This is a genomic window from Streptomyces sp. NPDC001709 (assembly GCF_053596375.1).
Genome location: NZ_JBSFGB010000045.1, coordinates 20771 through 36539, shown reverse-complemented (window position 1 = coordinate 36539; position 15769 = coordinate 20771). Strand labels below are relative to the sequence as shown.

At 72.9% G+C, this 15769-nt stretch carries 16 protein-coding genes; 7 read left to right on the top strand and 9 right to left on the bottom strand.

Translation table 11 applies throughout. The features are described from left to right. Window positions 1-88 precede the first annotated feature (88 nt). Window positions 89-886, bottom strand: coding sequence for a hypothetical protein (locus tag ACWC0C_RS40540; protein WP_450869575.1), 798 nt, complete (start codon window positions 884-886; stop codon window positions 89-91). 7 nt (window positions 887-893) lie between these two features. Next, on the bottom strand, window positions 894-1943 hold the full coding sequence (locus ACWC0C_RS40535) for a LacI family DNA-binding transcriptional regulator (RefSeq protein WP_450869574.1): 1050 nt from the start codon (window positions 1941-1943) through the stop codon (window positions 894-896). 218 nt (window positions 1944-2161) lie between these two features. Here ACWC0C_RS40535 and ACWC0C_RS40530 point away from each other — a divergent pair, with 218 nt between their 5' ends. After that, complete coding sequence (locus ACWC0C_RS40530) at window positions 2162-3112, top strand: ROK family protein (RefSeq protein ID WP_450869572.1); 951 nt, start codon at window positions 2162-2164, stop codon at window positions 3110-3112. 106 nt (window positions 3113-3218) lie between these two features. On the opposite strand, the gene ACWC0C_RS40525 is transcribed toward ACWC0C_RS40530, so the two are convergent. From ACWC0C_RS40525 to ACWC0C_RS40515, 3 genes are all read right to left on the bottom strand, one after another. After that, a complete protein-coding gene (locus ACWC0C_RS40525; RefSeq protein ID WP_450869570.1) occupies window positions 3219-5240 on the bottom strand; it encodes an NPCBM/NEW2 domain-containing protein in 2022 nt (673 codons plus the stop codon). 219 nt (window positions 5241-5459) lie between these two features. Then, a complete protein-coding gene (locus ACWC0C_RS40520; protein WP_450869568.1) occupies window positions 5460-6230 on the bottom strand; it encodes a maleylpyruvate isomerase family mycothiol-dependent enzyme in 771 nt (256 codons plus the stop codon). Then, a complete protein-coding gene (locus tag ACWC0C_RS40515) occupies window positions 6227-6580 on the bottom strand; it encodes a hypothetical protein (protein ID WP_449199673.1) in 354 nt (117 codons plus the stop codon). The genes ACWC0C_RS40520 and ACWC0C_RS40515 overlap by 4 nt, the downstream gene beginning before the upstream one ends. 542 nt (window positions 6581-7122) lie before the next feature. On the opposite strand from ACWC0C_RS40515, the gene ACWC0C_RS40510 reads away from it, so the two are divergent. Together ACWC0C_RS40510 and ACWC0C_RS40505 are read left to right on the top strand one after the other, a co-directional pair. Continuing rightward, on the top strand, window positions 7123-7329 hold the full coding sequence (locus ACWC0C_RS40510) for a hypothetical protein (RefSeq protein ID WP_450869567.1): 207 nt from the start codon (window positions 7123-7125) through the stop codon (window positions 7327-7329). A 143-nt stretch (window positions 7330-7472) separates the two neighbouring features. Next, complete coding sequence (locus ACWC0C_RS40505) at window positions 7473-8516, top strand: NUDIX hydrolase (protein ID WP_449199676.1); 1044 nt, start codon at window positions 7473-7475, stop codon at window positions 8514-8516. 84 nt (window positions 8517-8600) lie between these two features. On the opposite strand, the gene ACWC0C_RS40500 is transcribed toward ACWC0C_RS40505, so the two are convergent. Both ACWC0C_RS40500 and ACWC0C_RS40495 read right to left on the bottom strand, forming a co-directional pair. Then, window positions 8601-9305, bottom strand: coding sequence for an MBL fold metallo-hydrolase (locus ACWC0C_RS40500; RefSeq protein ID WP_450869565.1), 705 nt, complete (start codon window positions 9303-9305; stop codon window positions 8601-8603). Between the two features lie 62 nt (window positions 9306-9367). Continuing rightward, window positions 9368-10723 carry a M20/M25/M40 family metallo-hydrolase gene (locus ACWC0C_RS40495; protein WP_450869563.1) on the bottom strand — a complete coding sequence of 452 codons (1356 nt, stop codon included), beginning with the start codon at window positions 10721-10723 and terminating at the stop codon, window positions 9368-9370. Window positions 10724-10863: 140 nt separating this feature from the next. Here ACWC0C_RS40495 and ACWC0C_RS40490 point away from each other — a divergent pair, with 140 nt between their 5' ends. Beyond that, on the top strand, window positions 10864-12105 hold the full coding sequence (locus tag ACWC0C_RS40490) for a geranylgeranyl reductase family protein (protein ID WP_450869561.1): 1242 nt from the start codon (window positions 10864-10866) through the stop codon (window positions 12103-12105). Between the two features lie 48 nt (window positions 12106-12153). Here ACWC0C_RS40490 and ACWC0C_RS40485 read toward each other — a convergent pair whose 3' ends face one another. Then, window positions 12154-12570: a nitroreductase family deazaflavin-dependent oxidoreductase gene (locus ACWC0C_RS40485; RefSeq protein ID WP_449199680.1), complete on the bottom strand. Its 417-nt coding sequence runs from the start codon at window positions 12568-12570 to the stop codon at window positions 12154-12156. 180 nt (window positions 12571-12750) lie between these two features. Between ACWC0C_RS40485 and ACWC0C_RS40480 the strand changes: the two genes are divergently transcribed. The 3 genes from ACWC0C_RS40480 to ACWC0C_RS40470 all read left to right on the top strand — a co-directional run bounded on the left by ACWC0C_RS40480 (window position 12751) and on the right by ACWC0C_RS40470 (window position 15472). Then, a complete protein-coding gene (locus ACWC0C_RS40480; protein ID WP_450869559.1) occupies window positions 12751-13437 on the top strand; it encodes a TetR/AcrR family transcriptional regulator in 687 nt (228 codons plus the stop codon). 149 nt (window positions 13438-13586) lie between these two features. Continuing rightward, a complete protein-coding gene (locus ACWC0C_RS40475) occupies window positions 13587-14810 on the top strand; it encodes a sensor histidine kinase (protein WP_450869557.1) in 1224 nt (407 codons plus the stop codon). After that, on the top strand, window positions 14807-15472 hold the full coding sequence (locus tag ACWC0C_RS40470) for a response regulator (protein WP_450869555.1): 666 nt from the start codon (window positions 14807-14809) through the stop codon (window positions 15470-15472). Before ACWC0C_RS40475 ends, ACWC0C_RS40470 begins: the two co-directional genes overlap by 4 nt. Here the strand turns inward: ACWC0C_RS40470 and ACWC0C_RS40465 are convergent. Beyond that, window positions 15433-15717 (bottom strand): DUF6332 family protein, encoded by a 285-nt coding sequence (locus ACWC0C_RS40465; RefSeq protein WP_450869553.1) that lies wholly within the window; start codon window positions 15715-15717, stop codon window positions 15433-15435. The genes ACWC0C_RS40470 and ACWC0C_RS40465 overlap by 40 nt on opposite strands. Between the last annotated feature and the right edge of the window lie 52 nt (window positions 15718-15769).

Below are 15769 nucleotides of genomic sequence, written 5' to 3'. Positions count from 1 at the left end.
CGCCCCGTACGCCCTCGGCGTGGACGAACGTGTGGTGGGCGAAGACCGACGACGACAGCGGCAACACCGGTGTCTACGTCAGCGACGTCTACCTCAAGGGCGGGAAGAACGACTCCCCGGTGCCCGGGCTCCCGGTCTGCCGAGAGGCGGCGTACGGCTCGAAACCCGACTCGGTCACCCACTTCTGCTCGGCGAACAGCCGCGTCCCCCGCGCCCACAGCCCGGTGTCACGGCGTGCCCGCGCGCAGAACTCCTCCGGTGTGACACCGAACAGCTCCCGTAACGGAGCCGATCCCGCGAGGAGTTCGGTGAGCAGGAGGTGCTGGTCGCCGGGATGGCGGCGCGGTGCACCGGCGCCGTTGTGCAGCACGCCGTGCCGGTTGACGTAGGCGTACGCCCCGGTGAGCGCGGAACCGTCCGGCAGCTCGATCCGCACCTGAGGCGGGGGCAGCCAGGCCCGCCAGAAGTTGCCGTCGGTCAGCGGCACGCCCTCGCTGGCGTCGATCACCTCCAGCTGACGCCGGTCCAGCCAGATGACGAACAACTCGCTTAACGCACGCGGGGCTTTGACGGGAGACGCGGAGACATAGCCGAAGCGGCTGACATGCGCCGAGACGCCCACGTCCAGCCCGGACACCCGCGACCGCACCATCGGCACGGGGGAGTCGATCCCGGACTCCGCCATCTTGTGGCGCAGTTGGCCGGGACAGGCGTTGGAGCCGACGGCGAGCACCGGCGCCCGGTCGTCGTACACCAGGCGCTCCAGCGGGAGCATCCGGTCTCCGTGCAGCAGCCCGGAGTCGGCGGGCCAGGCGCCGGGGTAGGTCAGCGGATGGTCGCGAGGGGCGTCGGCGAGGCCGAGTTCCTCCAGCGTGCGGCCGGTCATGGGCGGCTCAGTCGGCGGGCGGCAGCTCGCCCGAGCCGCGCGTGATCAGCCGGGTGGGCAGCTCGATGCGCTCCGGTGCCACGAGCCCGCCCTCCAGCCGGCGGAAGAGGCGCTCGGCGGCGGTGCGGCCGAGGGCGGCCGAGTCCTGGGCGACGACCGTGACGCCCGGCTGGAGCAGATCGGCCAGCTCGATGTCGTCGAAGCCGACGAAGGCGACCCGGCGGGACTGCTCGGCCAGCACCCGGATCACGGTGACCGTCACCCGGTTGTTGCCCGCGAAGATCGCGGTGACCGGGGCGGGCCCGGACAGCATCTCCTCCGCCGCCCGGCGCACCCGCTCCGGATTCGTCGCCCCGAGGGACATCCACGCGTCCTCGACCGGTATCCCGGCGTCCTCCATGGCCGCCCGGTAGCCGCGCAGCCGCTCGGCGGCGGTGTGGATGCGCGGCATGTCGCCGATGAACCCGATCCGGCGGTGGCCGTGCGCGATCAGATGGGCGACACCGTCCCGGGCACCGCCGTAGTTGTCGGAGAGGACCACGTCGGCGTCGATGCGTCCCGCCGGACGGTCCACGAACACCGTCGCCACGCCCGCCCTGATCTCCGGCTCGAGGTAGCGGTGGTCGTCGCCCGCCGGGATCACCACCAGACCGTCCACCCGCCGTGCGCACAACGCCAGCGCCAGCTCCTGCTCGCGGTCCGGGTCCTCGGCGCTGGAGCCGTTGATCAGCAGGGCGCCATGGGCCCGGGCCACCTCCTCCACGGCGCGGCTGAGCGGGCCGTAGAAGGGGTCCGCGAGGTCCTCCAGCACCAGGCCGATGCTCGCCGTACGGCCCTTGCGCAGCACCCGGGCGCTGTCGTTGCGGCGGAAGCCCAGCGCCTCGATCGCCTCCTGCACCCGGCGCTCGGTGTCCGGGGTGACGCCGGGCTCGCCGTTGACCACCCGGGAGACCGTCTTCAACCCGACCCCGGCCCGCGCCGCCACGTCCTTCATCGTGGGGCGGTTGCCGTAACGGGTGCCGGGAAGGCTGTCTGTGCGGCGGGTGGTCTCGGGCACGATGCGGCGTCCTGTCCTGTCGTACGACTTGTCCGACTTGTCAACGGGATGGTGCGTCGATCCTCCGTTTGTATGAGGATGTGGCGTCGAGCATAGAGCCTGGACAACGTTGTCAGATGCGAGAGACACTGTCCACCGCTATCTCCGGCCTGCGCCCCCACCGCTTGACCGGCCTGCCCTTCCTTGGTTTGCGAGTTTCAACGGGGAGTCTGACTCTGATGCACACCGACCTCGTGGCGGCCCTGGACATCGGCGGTACCAAGATCGCCGGCGGCCTTGTGGACGGCCACGGACGGATCCTGGCCCGAGCCCAGCGCGCCACCCCCGCCCAGCAGGACGGCGAAACGGTCATGCGGGCCGTCGAGGAGGTGCTCGGCGAACTCGCCAGGTCGCCGCTGTGGGGACGCGCCGGCGCCATCGGCATCGGCAGCGCCGGTCCGGTGGACGCCTCGGCGGGCACGGTCAGCCCCGTGAACGTGCCGGGCTGGCGTGACTTCCCGCTGGTCGAGCGGGTGCGCGCGGCCGCCGGCGGTCTCCCGGTCGAGCTGATCGGCGACGGCGTCGCGATCACGGCCGCGGAGCACTGGCAGGGCGCCGCCCGCGGTCACGACAACGCGCTGTGCATGGTGGTGTCGACCGGCGTCGGCGGCGGCCTGGTGCTGGGCGGCCGGCTGCATCCCGGGCCCACCGGCAACGCCGGCCACATCGGTCACATCAGCGTCGACCTCGACGGCGATCCGTGCCCGTGCGGCTCGCGCGGCTGCGTGGAGCGCATCGCCAGCGGTCCCAACATCGCCCGCCGCGCCCTGGACCAGGGGTGGCGGCCCGGCCCCGACGGTGACACCTCGGCCGCCGCGGTGGCCGCCGCCGCCCGTGAGGGAGACCCGGTCGCCGTGGCCTCCTTCGAGCGGGCGGCACAGGCGCTGGCCGCCGGCATCGCGGCCACCGCGACCCTGGTCGAGATCGACATCGCGGTGATCGGCGGCGGCGTCGGCAACGCGGGCGAGATCCTCTTCACCCCCCTGCGCAAGGCCCTCACCGACTACGCGACCCTGTCCTTTGTCCAGCGGCTGACGATCGTGCCGGCGCAGATGGGGACGGACGCGGGGCTGGTCGGGGCGGCGGCGGCAGCGCTGGCCCGCCGGCCGGACGCGACGGCGGGGGTCTGAAGGGTTCCGCCCCCGGCGGCCACCCCGTGCCGCCCCAGCGGCACGACTGCCCGTGGCTGCCACGCACCCGCGGTCGCGTCCGGTCCGGCCCGGCGGGTGGGCGCCGTCAGCAGACGAGCCGCGCGTCCGCCCAGTCCGCGTGGTCCGAGTCGATGCCGTCTCCCCCGTCGGTGACGACCAGGCGGATCACCTGGGCGCCGGTGATGTCGGCGGTGAGGTGCCGGGCCGGCATCGCGTTGGTCAGGGTGCCGGTCGAGGCGACCTCGGTGCCGTCCGCCCAGATCTGGAAGGCGACGGTGCCCTTGGTGTCCTTCTCGTCGTCGACGCCGACGTCCGCGGTGACCTTGTCGCAGGCCTTGCCGGTGTAGAAGGAGACATCGCTGAGCGCGTGCACGCCGAGCCCCTTGGCGTACACCGTGCCGCCGATGGTGATCGGGTTGCCGTCGCCCGCGGCGCTCTCCCCGTTGCTGGTGTCGCGTTCCACCGGCCCCCAACCGCTGGTCGCCGACAACCAGTTCAGGTCGCTGAGGTACGACGCCCCGGAGGGCGGCCGCACCACGACGGACGCGGTCAGCGGGAGCGTGCTGGTCACGCGCTGTCCGGCCGGTGAGCGGTACCGGGCCCGGAGTGTGAGGGCGTAGGAACCGGTCGGTGTGCCGGCCGGCGCGGTGACGCTCCAGCCGGTGCGCAGGGTCCTGCCGGTGGCGAGGGTGGCGGCCGTGGTCGAGGTGGTGGGCCGTACGGTCCACCCGTCGGGGCCGGTCAGCGAGACGGACACCTGGCGTGCGGAGGTGCGGCCCAGGTCGGTGACGGTGCTGGTCAGCGTGGCCGGGGTGGCGGCCTCCAGCAACGGGCTGCCGTCCAGGCCCAGTTCGGCGGCGGGCGGGTTCGCGGCCCAGTGCGGGTCGGCCGAGACGCGCAGCAGGACCGTGCCGTGGGCGGGGACGGTGGCCGCGATGGTGCCGGCGGTGTTGTAGCTGCTGTGCTGCCACAGGTCCCGCAGGGTGTAGGCGGGGGCGTCGGGCAGGCCGACGGCGGCGGCGGTGGTGGTGATCCGCTGGGCGGTACCCGACTCGTTGAACAGGGCCACCGCGCGGCCGCCGTCCTTCATCTCCTTGGCGATCACCCAGCGCCCGCCCGCGGTGGAGACGACCGTGCCCTGCTTGCCCAGCGGGTCCTGGTCGACGGCGACGACCTCCTTGTTGCCCAGGATGTCGAACGTCGCCGCAGAGGCCTTGCGCAGGTCGGTGCCGATCAGCAGGGGCGCGGCCATGACCGACCAGAGGGAGAAGTGCGAGCGGTACTCGGTGTCCGTCATGCCGCCGTTGCCGACCTCCAGCATGTCGGGGTCGTTCCAGTGACCGGGTCCCGCGTACGGCGCGAGTGGGAGGTTCTGTTTGAGGATGGACAGCATCGAGGACCAGCTGTCGCTGATGTCACCCGTGGTCCGCCACAGCTGGCCGACGTCGGAGGCCCACTCCCAGGGCTTGTTCTCGCCCCATTCGCAGATGCTGTAGACGATGGGCCGCCCGGTCGCTCTGAGCGCGTCGCGCATGGTCGTGTACCGCTGCTTGGCGTCGACGCCCTGGTTGTTGCAGTTGTCGTACTTCAGGTAGTCCACGCCCCAGTCGGCGAACTGCCGGGCGTCGCTGTACTCGTGGCCGAGCGCGCCCGGGAAGCCCGCGCTGTTGCAGGTCTTGGTGCCGGCGCTGGTGTAGATGCCGAGTTTGAGCCCCTGGGAGTGGACGTAGTCGGCGACGGCCTTGATGCCGTTCGGGAAGCGGGCCGGGTCGGGCACCAGCTTGCCGGCGGCGTCGCGTTGGGGCAGTGCCCAGCAGTCGTCCAGGTTGACGTACTGGTAGCCGGCGTCCTTCAGGCCCTTGGCCACGAAGAGATCGGCGATGCCCTTGACCATGCTCTCGTTGAAGTCGGCGCGGCAGTGCGTGGAGTTCCAGTTGTTGAAGCCCATCGGTGGGGTGAGGGCGAGACCGTCGGTCGGAGCGGGGGTGGCGGGAGCCTGGGCGGGGGTCGCCAGGGCGGGGCCGGCGAGGCCCGCCGCGCACAGCAGTCCCGTGGTGAGCGCTGCGACCACTCTTCGGCGGGTGGTGCGGGTGTGAGGGTGACGCATCGTTGACGTTCCTCCGACTCGCGAGAGATGGCTGACGACGACAGGGCGGCGCCTGGGCGTCATGTATGTGTCAGCTGTGCGCGATTACGGTAGGACGTGTCGGACTGTGTTGGAAGAGGTGCGGGCCAACTGTTCGATGCCCCGTCAGAAGCCTTGACGGCAGGGAAGCTTCGCCCTGTCGCCGCTCTTCGGTCGTTCGGATCTGTTGGCTTCCGGGGCTCACGCCTCGTCGTCGACCCGGCCCCAGCCGGGCAGGGGAGGGCGAGGCCAGGCGGGAGGACGTGGCAGGGGGTGTGCCGGGCGGTCGGTCGTCAGCGCGTCGGCCGGGACCCGTCCGCTGAGCCAGCCGAGCACCAGGTGCCCGGCCCCGGCCACCGAGGGGCCCTCCGCCGCCAGCGACCAGTGCCGGCCGAGATCCACGGCCTCCACCGAGGCGAGCGGGAAGCCCTGGGCGCGCAGTGTGGTGAGGGTGTCGTCCAGGGCCCAGGAGACGTAACCGTCGGTCCACCGCTCGGTGCCGTGACCGAGGCCCAGGTCGAGGTGGTGGGTCTCCAGCTCCCGCAGGCAGCGCAGCAGGAGGTACCAGGCCGGGTGGAGCCAGCCGGCCAGCGCCGGGACATGACGGTCCCAGGCGGGCGCGGGCATCGCACGCGCCTGTGCCGTGAAGCGGTCCAGGCTCTCCCGCAGCCGGGCGGTGAGCCGGCCCGCGGACAGCGCCGCGTCCCGTTCGACAGCCGCCGACAGCGCCGCCGCGTCCGGACGCGGGCCCGGTTCACGGCCGGTGCGCGCGAGCCGCAGCAGCCACACGTAGGCGTCGACGCTGTGGGCGACATGGGAGACCACATGCCCACGCGTCCACCCGGGCAGCCCCGACGGCGCACCCAGACCCGCGTCGGACAGCCCGGCGGCGGACCGCGCGAGCAGGTCGCCCGAGCGCACGATGTCCTCGATGCGATCGTCCGCGGCGCCGAAGGCCGTGAGCCCGTTCACCGGAACTCCCGCACGACCTCGATACGGCCGACGATATGGGCGTTGAACTCGTCCAACTCCTCGGCCGGCACCCACAGTTCCAGGATCGTCTCGCCGCCGGCCTGCCGTACCGGATAGCGGCCGAGGAACTCGGTGTCGACCTCGAAACGGGTCACGAAACCGGCGCCGTCGTGCTTGACGTTCCAGTCCCGGGCGATCCGGATCGCATAGTCCTCGTTGAGGACGGGGTAGAAGATCGGCTGCTCCGGGAGCCGGGGCGGCCACGCCCGCCAGTCGAGTGCGCGGACCAGCTCCAGTTCCTTGGGGCCGGTGGGGCGCCAGAGGGTCGTGGTCGGCGGCGGGCTGGTCATGATGTCGCATTTCCGGTCGTGCCTGCCCGGGGAGTGGGCGGGGCGGGATGCCGGACGATACCGGCGCCACAGCGGGGCGGGCCAGCGGATTTCGGTACGGCCGGCATCCTGTCGGCGCCGCGAACCGCCGTGCCGGGTCCCGGTGATGGGCGACCGCCCGCTCCAGCCGGGCGCGGTCGACGGACGGTCCGGGCCGGCCGGCCATCCGGTCGAGCAGGGCCGCGGCGAGCCGTCGGTGCCGGTTGCGGGCGCGCTCGCGGCACGGCAGGCACGTGACGCGGTCGGGGTGCGCGGGGACGAAGGCGCGGGACACCCGCAGCCCGCAGCAGCCCGTGGTGGCCTCGGCGCAGGGCGTGCCGACCGGGCCGAAGACGCGGCCATGACGTCGCGCACCACGGCCGCGTCGCCCTGTGCCCCGACGTGGATGTCACCGCCGGACTTCTCGTGCGCCTCCGTGCGCCCTCTCGCGGTGACGATGTGCGGGGATGGTCCGCTTGCCGGTTTCCGCGTGACCCCTGGCCGGATCCGCAGTTGGTCAGTGCATGAAGAAGCGCAGCATGCTCGCCATCGCCAGCCTGGCCACCGGATTCGTCGTGGCCGCCGTCACCCCCTCCCACGCGGCGGACAAGAACCCCACCGGGATGACGCTCGACGGCCTCAACGTCACGGACACGCTCGACGCGGCCGGCGGCCACCCGGTCACCCTGGACAGCTTCGCCGTCGACGACAACACCCGCGGGCCGCAGTAGCCCCGACGGCTTGCGGCATATGTGCCGGTGTCCCCGCCGCAGGGGGCACCGGCACTCTCGTTCGGGCACCCTCACCGGGGCGGGGTTTCCGTGGCAGGGTGGAGCGGGCAAGCCTCAGGGGGCCAACAGAAGAGGGGGAGCCCGTGACCGTCGTCTGGATCAACGGCGCGTTCGGTGCGGGGAAGACCACCACCGCACGGGAACTGATCGAACTGATCCCGAACAGCACGCTCTTCGACCCCGAGGTCGTCGGCGGGACGCTCACGCAGCTGCTGCCGGCCAAGCGCCTCGCCGAGGTCGGCGACTTCCAGGACCTGCCGATCTGGCGCCGGCTCGTGGTCGACACGGCGGCGGGGATGCTCGCCGAGCTGGGCGGGACCCTCGTGGTGCCCATGACCCTGCTCCGCCAGGAGTACCGCGACGAGATCTTCGGTGGCCTCGCCGCCCGCAGGATCCCGGTGCACCATCTCCTCCTCGCTCCGGCTGAAACGATCCTGCGCGAGCGGATAGCCGGGCGGGAGGTCCCGCCCGACCTCCCCGACGGCGAGATGCGGGTCCGGCAGTGGTCGTACGACCACATCGAGCCCTACCGCGCGGCCCTCGCCTCCTGGCTCACTGCCGACGCCCACCTCGTGGACACCAGCGCCCTCACCCCGTACGCCACCGCCGTCCGTATCGCCGACGCCGTCGGCAGCGGTGCCGTACCGCCCTGCGACATCGTGCAGACCCCCGAGCCGACCGCGGAGACCCTCGCCGCCGGGGTGCTGCTCTTCGACGAACACGACCGGGTGCTGCTCGTGGACCCCACCTACAAGCCCGGCTGGGAGTTCCCCGGCGGGGTGGTGGAGCGCGGCGAGGCACCGGCCCGCGCCGGGATGCGCGAGGTCGCCGAGGAGACCGGGATACGGCTGCGGGAGGTGCCCCGGCTGCTCGTCGTGGACTGGGAACGGCCGGTGCCGCCCGGCTTCGGCGGGCTGCGGCTGCTGTTCGACGGCGGCCGGCTGGAGCCCGGCGAGGCGTCCCGCGTCCTGCTCCCGGGCCCGGAACTGCGCGGCTGGCGCTTCGCCACCGAGCAGGAGGCCGCCGACATGCTGCCGCCGGTCCGCTACGAGCGGCTGCGCTGGGCACTGCGGGCCCGTGAGCGAGGGTCCGCGCTGTATCTGGAGGCAGGGGTACCCGTCGGCTGACCCGCGGCCGCGAGCCGGTGGCCGTCCGGCCGGCGCGGGAGGTCGTGCGGTGTGCTGCGGCGGGTAACGGTCACGCCCCACTGGTCAGCGGGCGTTGGCGATCTGGCGCAGCGCGCCGGCGGCGCCTCCCACCACGGCGTCTCCGTGTCCGAAGCACGCCACGTCCGCGTCCAGTTCCGCCAATCCCCTGATCGAGGCGAGGAGTCGGGGCCGGTCGAGGTTGAACACCCCCGGCATCACCGAGCCGTCCACCGGGGAGGCCGCCACCGTGTCGCCGGTGAACAGCACCCCCTCCGCGGGCAGGAACAGGGCGATGCCGCCGTCCGTGTGTCCCGGTACGTGGATCACCCGGGCGCCGCCGCCGAAGTCCAGTTCATCGCCGTCGGACACGGTGGTGACCGCGGCGGGCGGCACCGGTGTGCCCTCGGGCAGGTGCTTCACGGCCTCCGCGTGGATCGGCAGCTCCCACTCCTCGAACCGCGGGGGCGGGCCGGGGAGTTCACCCCGCACGAACGGCGCGTCCAGGTGGTGCGCCAGTACCTCGGCACCGCTGAGCGCGGCGAACTCGCCCGCCCCGCCCACGTGGTCCTCGTGGAAGTGGGTCAGCACGATCCGCCGTACGTCCCCGGGGGTACGCCCCAGCGCCGTGAGCGCGTCGGCGATCGCGCGGCCGGCGCCGGGCGTGCCGGCGTCGATCAGGGTCAACTCGTCGTCGTCCCACCAGAGATAGGCCTGGCCGATGGAGAAGCGCAGGAGGTGGAGACGGGGGAGCAGTTCGATGACATCCATGCGCCGACCGTAGGCGGCGCCCCCGCCCGTGGGCGAGGGCGCTCTGCCGGGAGCAGAACCGGTCAGCTCGCCGCGTAGTTGCGCAGGAAGAGCGCCTCGGCGACCGACAGCTGCTCCAGCTCCTGCGGGGAGACGCTCTCGTTGACCGCGTGGATCTGCGCCTCCGGCTCGTTCAGGCCGATGAGCAGGATCTCCGCCTGCGGGTACAGATCGGCGAGGGCGTTGCACAGCGGGATGGAGCCGCCCTCACCGGCGTACTGCATGGTCTCACCCGGGTAGGCCACCGCCATCGCGTCGGCCATCGCCTGGTAGGCCGGGCTGGAGGCGTCGGCGCGGAAGGCCTGGCCCTGGCCGATCTGCTCGGTGGTGACCCGGGCGCCCCACGGGGTGCGCGCCGTGAGGTGGGCCTCCAGCAGCTTGCTCGCCTCCGCCGCGTCCACGCCCGGCGGCACCCGCAGGCTGAGCAGCGCGCGGGCGCTCGCCTGCACGGACGGGGTGGCGCCGACGACCGGCGGGCAGTCGATGCCGAGGACGGTGACGGCCGGGCGCGCCCAGACGCGGTCGGCGACCGTGCCGTCACCGATCAGCCCGACCCCGTCGAGCACCCTGGCGTCCGCGCGGAACTGCTCCTCGGGGTACTCCAGGCCGTCCCACGTCCCCGTGGAGTCCAGCCCGTCGACCGTCGTCGTGCCGTCCTCGGCCCGCAGCGAGTCCAGCACGCGGATCAGCGCGGCCAGCGCGTCCGGGGCGGCTCCGCCGAACGAGCCGGAGTGCAGATTGCCCGCGAGGGTGTCGATCCGCACCCGGACCAGGGTCATACCGCGCAGCGTGGTGGTCACCGTCGGCAGGCCGACGCGGAAGTTGCCCGCGTCGCCGATCACGATGGTGTCCGCCGCCAGCAGCTCCGGGTGCTCCTCGGCGTACCGCTCCAGGCCGCCGGTGCCCTGCTCCTCCGAGCCCTCGACGATCACCTTGACGTTCACCGGGACGCCGCCGTTCGCCTTCAGGGCGCGCAGCGCGAGCAGGTGCATGATCACACCGCCCTTGCAGTCGGCGGCCCCGCGGCCGTACCAGCGGCCGTCGCGCTCGGTCAGCTCGAACGGCGGCGTGGTCCAGCCGGCCTCGTCCAGCGGCGGCTGCACGTCGTAGTGAGCGTAGAGGAGAACCGTTTTCGCACCCTCCGGGCCCGGCAGGTAGCCGTACACGGACTGGGTGCCGTCCGGGGTGTCGAGCAGGGCCACGTCGGTGAAACCCTCGGCGCGCAGCGCGTCGGCGATCCAGTTCGCGGCGGCCTCGCTCTCGCTCTTCGGGAACTGCGCGAAGTCCGCCACCGACTTGAAGGCGACCAGTTCGGTCAGCTCCGCCCTCGCCCGGGGCAGCAGTGAGGCGACGGTCTCGGCGACCGGATTCGACGACATGGGCACGCTCCTCGTGGGTGCGACGTTGAACACTGTGAACAGGGTGGGTCCCCCGATACTCCCACAGTGGCCTGCGACGACGGCCGCCGTAGGATGCGAGGGACCCTACGGCAGCGGCTTGATCGGAGCGGTAGACCATCGTGAGCGGCGAGAACTCTTCGGCGGACGACGTGCAGCGGGTGTGGGACGTCGTCGTGGTCGGCGCGGGACCCGCGGGGGCCTCGGCCGCCTACGCGGCGGCGGTCGCGGGACGGCGCGTGCTGTTGCTGGAGAAGGCCGAGCTGCCCCGCTACAAGACCTGCGGCGGCGGCATCATCGGCCCCTCGCGCGACGCGCTCCCGCCCGGCTTCGAGCTGCCCTTCCGCGACCGGGTGTACGCGGTCACCTTCTCGAACAACGGCCGCTTCACCCGCACCCGCCGCTCCAAGCAGATGCTGTTCGGTCTGATCAACCGTCCCGAGTTCGACCAGCAGCTGGTCGAGCACGCCCAGAAGGCGGGCGCCGAGCTGCGCACGGGCGTCATGGTGCAGCGGGTCGAGCAGCACGGCTCGGCGGTCCCCGACCGGCGTACGGTCGCCGTCGTCCTGCAGGGCGGCGAGACGGTGCTGGCCCGGGCGGTCGTCGGCGCCGACGGCAGCGCCAGCCGGATAGGAGCCCACGTCGGGGTGAAGCTGGACCAGGTGGACCTCGGCCTGGAGGCGGAGATCCCGGTCCCGGAGTCGGTCGCCGAGGACTGGAAGGGGCGCGTCCTCATCGACTGGGGCCCGATGCCCGGCAGTTACGGCTGGGTGTTCCCGAAGGGCGACACGCTGACGGTCGGCGTGATCTCCGCGCGCGGTGAAGGCGCCGCCACCAAGCGGTACTTGGAGGACTTCATCGCCCGGCTGGGTCTGTCCGGCTTCGAGCCCGCCATCTCCTCCGGGCACCTCACCCGCTGCCGCGCCGACGACTCGCCCCTGTCCCGGGGCCGGGTGCTGGTCTGTGGTGACGCGGCCGGACTGCTGGAGCCGTGGACCCGCGAGGGCATCTCCTTCGCGCTGCGCTCCGGCCGGCTCGCGGGGGAGTGGGCGGTCCGCATCGCCGAGGCGCACGACGCGGTGGACACCCGGCGCCAGGCTCTGAACTACGCGTTCGCGATCAAGGCCGGGCTCGGCGTCGAGATGAGCGTCGGCAAGCGGATGCTGACCGTGTTCGAGAAGCGTCCCGGCCTCTTCCACGCGGCCATCACCGGCTTCCGTCCGGCGTGGAAGGCGTTCCGTGACATCACACGGGGGTCGACCTCGCTGGGGGAGATGGTCCGCTCCCGCCCGATCGCTCAGCGCGCCCTGACCGCGCTGGACCGGGGGCAGGCCGTCCCGGCGGAGGACTCCGTCGGTTCGTGACGGCTCGGTTCGTGATGGCCCAGTCCGTGTCGGCTCAGTTCTGACGGCTCAGTTCGTGACGGTGATCCGGAAGACCGGGTGGTCGCCGGCGCAGGCGATGATCTCCTCGTCGGAGGACTTGGCGGTCACCCCGTTGAAGTACTGGTTGACCTCCCAGCCCCACTTCTCCAGGTAGGTCCGCAGGACGGGGAGCTTCTCGGCGTCGGGAAGCTCCACCGCCGTGAAGGTGCGCACCTTGCGGCCGATGCGCAGTTCGCCGCCGCCCGCGACCCGCATGTTCCGCACCCACTGCGAGTGGCCGCGCGCCGAGACCAGGTACTGCCCGCCGTCGTAGGTGTGCGGGTTGACCGGGATGCGCTGCATCTGGCCGCTCTTGCGCCCCCGGACGGACATCTCGGCGCTGCCCGCGAGGCTGAGGCCGTGCCGGGCGAGCCAGCCGATGACGCTGTTCAGACGGACGGTCATCGGGCTGCCCTTGAGGTAGTACGGCGCAGAAGAAGCAGAAGAAGACGACGACATGGTGACCCCCACGGTTTGGGAGAGCGGTGCTCTCGGCTGACTCCAGTGTGGGGGAGGTCGATGCGAGAAATCAAGAGCGGTGCTCTCTTTTGTGTGCACCGCTCTCCTTCGTGGCACACTGCTGACATGAGCACCCCCCAGGGCGCCCGTGCACGGGCCAGGATCGAAGTCACCGCCGCCATCAAGGAAGCGGCCCGCAGACAGCTTGCGGAGGAAGGCGCAGCCAAGCTCTCGCTGCGGGCCGTCGCCCGCGAGCTGGGCATGGTCTCCTCGGCCCTGTACCGCTACTTCCCCAGCCGCGACGAGCTGCTCACCGCCCTGATCACCGATGCCTACAACTCCCTCGGCGAGGCGGCGGAGCAGGCCCGGGACACCACGGCCGACGCCGCTCCCGTGGCCCGCTGGACGGCCGCGTGCGAGGCGGTGCGCGGCTGGGCGCTCGCCCACCCCCACGAGTACGCGCTGATCTACGGCTCGCCCGTGCCGGGATATGCCGCCCCGCAGACCACCGTGCCGGCCGCCGCCCGCGTCGGCCTGGTCCTCATCGGCATCGTCCGGGACGCCCGCGAGCACTCCGCGCTCTCCGACCTCCCCCTGCCCGCCGGGCTGCGCCCCGAGGCCGAGCGCATGGCCGCCGACTTCGCTCCTGACCTGCCCCCGGAGGCGATCGCGGCCCTCGTGGTGGCCTGGGCCCAGCTGTTCGGGCTGGTGAGCTTCGAGCTGTTCGGCCAGTTCGAGAATGTCGTCGAGGACCGGGAGACCTTCTTCCGGCACGCGGCGGCGGGGCTGGCGCACGGAGTGGGCCTGCGGTAGGCGCAGGGTGGCGGGGACGGTTGGGGCGGCGGGCGGCGGGCGGCGGGCCCGTGCCGGGCGAGGTGATCACTCGTACTCCCCGGGAAGTATGAGTGATCACCCCGCCCGGCTGACGCCCTCCCCTGCCGCCGGCGTCTAGCGTGGCGGTCATGGAAGAGCAGCGCGCCCCCTCGCACTGGTGGCGGTACGGGCCTCCGTGGCGCGGCGCCCCGGACGAAGACGGAGCGGAGCCGCACCGCGCCCGCCGCCTGCCCTGGCGCTCCACCGCGCTGCTCACCGCTTTCGTGCTGATCGGCTCGAACTTCGCCGCGCACGATCAGCCCTACCGCCAGCACCTCGACCCCTACGCGCGTGTGCTGCTGCTCATGGGCTCGCTCGTGCTGTTGTGGCGGCACCGCCACCCCGTCCTCGCCGTCTTCGCCGCGACCGCCGCGACCCTGGTCTACCTGGCCGCCGGCTACCCCTACGGCCCGGTCTTCCTGGCGGTCGCGGTCGGCTGCTTCAGTGCCGTCGTCGCCGGACACCGGCGCGCCGCCTGGAGTGCGCTGGGCCTGCTGTGGGCCGGGCACGCCCTGGTCACGCTCTGGCTCTACCGCTGGCTGCCACCCGCGGGGGACGGGAGGGCGAGCATCGGCCAGGAGATCGTCGTCGCCAGCTGGTTGCTGGCCATCGCCGCGGTCTCCGAACTGGCCCGGGTGCGGCGCGAGCAGTGGGCGCGGGAGCGCGCGGACCGCGCCCAGGCGGCGAAGAGACGGGCGGACGAGGAACGGCTGCGGATCGCCCGCGAGTTGCACGACGTGCTCGCGCACAGCATCTCCGTCATCAACGTCCAGGCCGGCATGGGGCTCGCGCTGCTCGACAGCGACCCCGAGCAGGCGCGCGCCGCGCTCACCACCATCAAGGCCGCCAGCAAGGAGGCGCTCGGCGAGGTGCGCCAGGTCCTGGACACCCTGCGCACCTCCGGCGCCGCGCCCCGCGCCCCCGCCCCCGGCCTGGACCGGCTGCCCGAGCTGGTGGCGCAGGCGGCCGCGGCCGGGCTGACCGTGGAGATCGAGGGCGACCCGCCCCGGCTGCCGCCCGGCGCCGACCTCGCCGCCTTCCGCATCGTGCAGGAGGCCCTGACCAACGTCGTACGGCACTCCGGATCGCGGCATGCGCGCGTGCGGTTCGCCCACGACGGCGACGCGCTGCGGCTGCGCATCGACGACGACGGGCCGGCCACCGGTGCCGACGCCGGGGGCAGCGGGAACGGACTGGCCGGGATGCGGGAGCGGGCCGCCGCGCTCGGTGGCACCATCGAGGCGGGCCCGCGCCCCGACGGCGGCTTCAGGGTGCTCGCCGTACTGCCGTCGCACATCAGGGAGGACCAGTGATCCGGGTACTGCTCGCCGATGACCAGTCGCTGGTGCGGGCCGGTTTCAGGGCGCTGCTCGACGCGCAGCCGGACATAGAGGTGGCCGGGGAGGCGGCCGACGGCGAGGAGGCGCTGCGCCTGGTGCGCGAACTACGGCCGGACGTCGTCCTGATGGACATCCGCATGCCCCTGCTGGACGGCCTCGCCGCCACCCGGCACATCACCGGCGACGCGGAGCTGAAGGACGTGAAGGTGGTCATGCTCACCACCTTCGAGCTGGACGAGTACGTCTTCGAGGCGATCCGCTCGGGGGCCTCCGGCTTCCTGGTGAAGGACACCGAACCGGACGAACTCCTGCGCGCCGTACGGGCGGTGGTCCAGGGCGACGCGCTGCTGTCGCCGGGCGTCACCCGCCGCCTCATCGCCGAGTTCGCGGCCCGCTCCAAGGAACCCGCGGCGGCGGACGCCCTCGGCCGGCTCACCGAGCGGGAGAGGGAGGTGATGGCGCTGGTCGGCATCGGCCTGTCGAACGAGGAGATCGCCCGCCGGCTGGTGGTCAGCCCCCTCACGGCCAAGACCCATGTGAGCCGCACGATGGTGAAGCTGGGCGCGCGGGACCGCGCCCAACTCGTCGTACTGGCCTACGAGTCGGGGTTGGTACGGCCCGGCTGGCTGGGCTGAGCCGCCCGGCGGAAGCGCACCAGCACACTCACCACCCGGGCCACGAAGACGACCGGTGCGACCGCCATGCCGAGCCGCAGCAGGGCCTTGGACAGCAGATGCGGCAGGTCGAAGAGGTAAGCGGGCCCGGCCAGGGCCCCGAACAGCACCGCCGCCGCGAAGGCGGCGCTCACCAGCGCGTAGCCGATCTCGACTGTCGCCGCGTCCTGTTGGGCTTTGGTGCGGCGTCCCCCGTATGCGTACATACGCCCAGCGTCACAAAAGCGCGCCCGGCGGGGCAAGCAGCCCCGCCGGGCG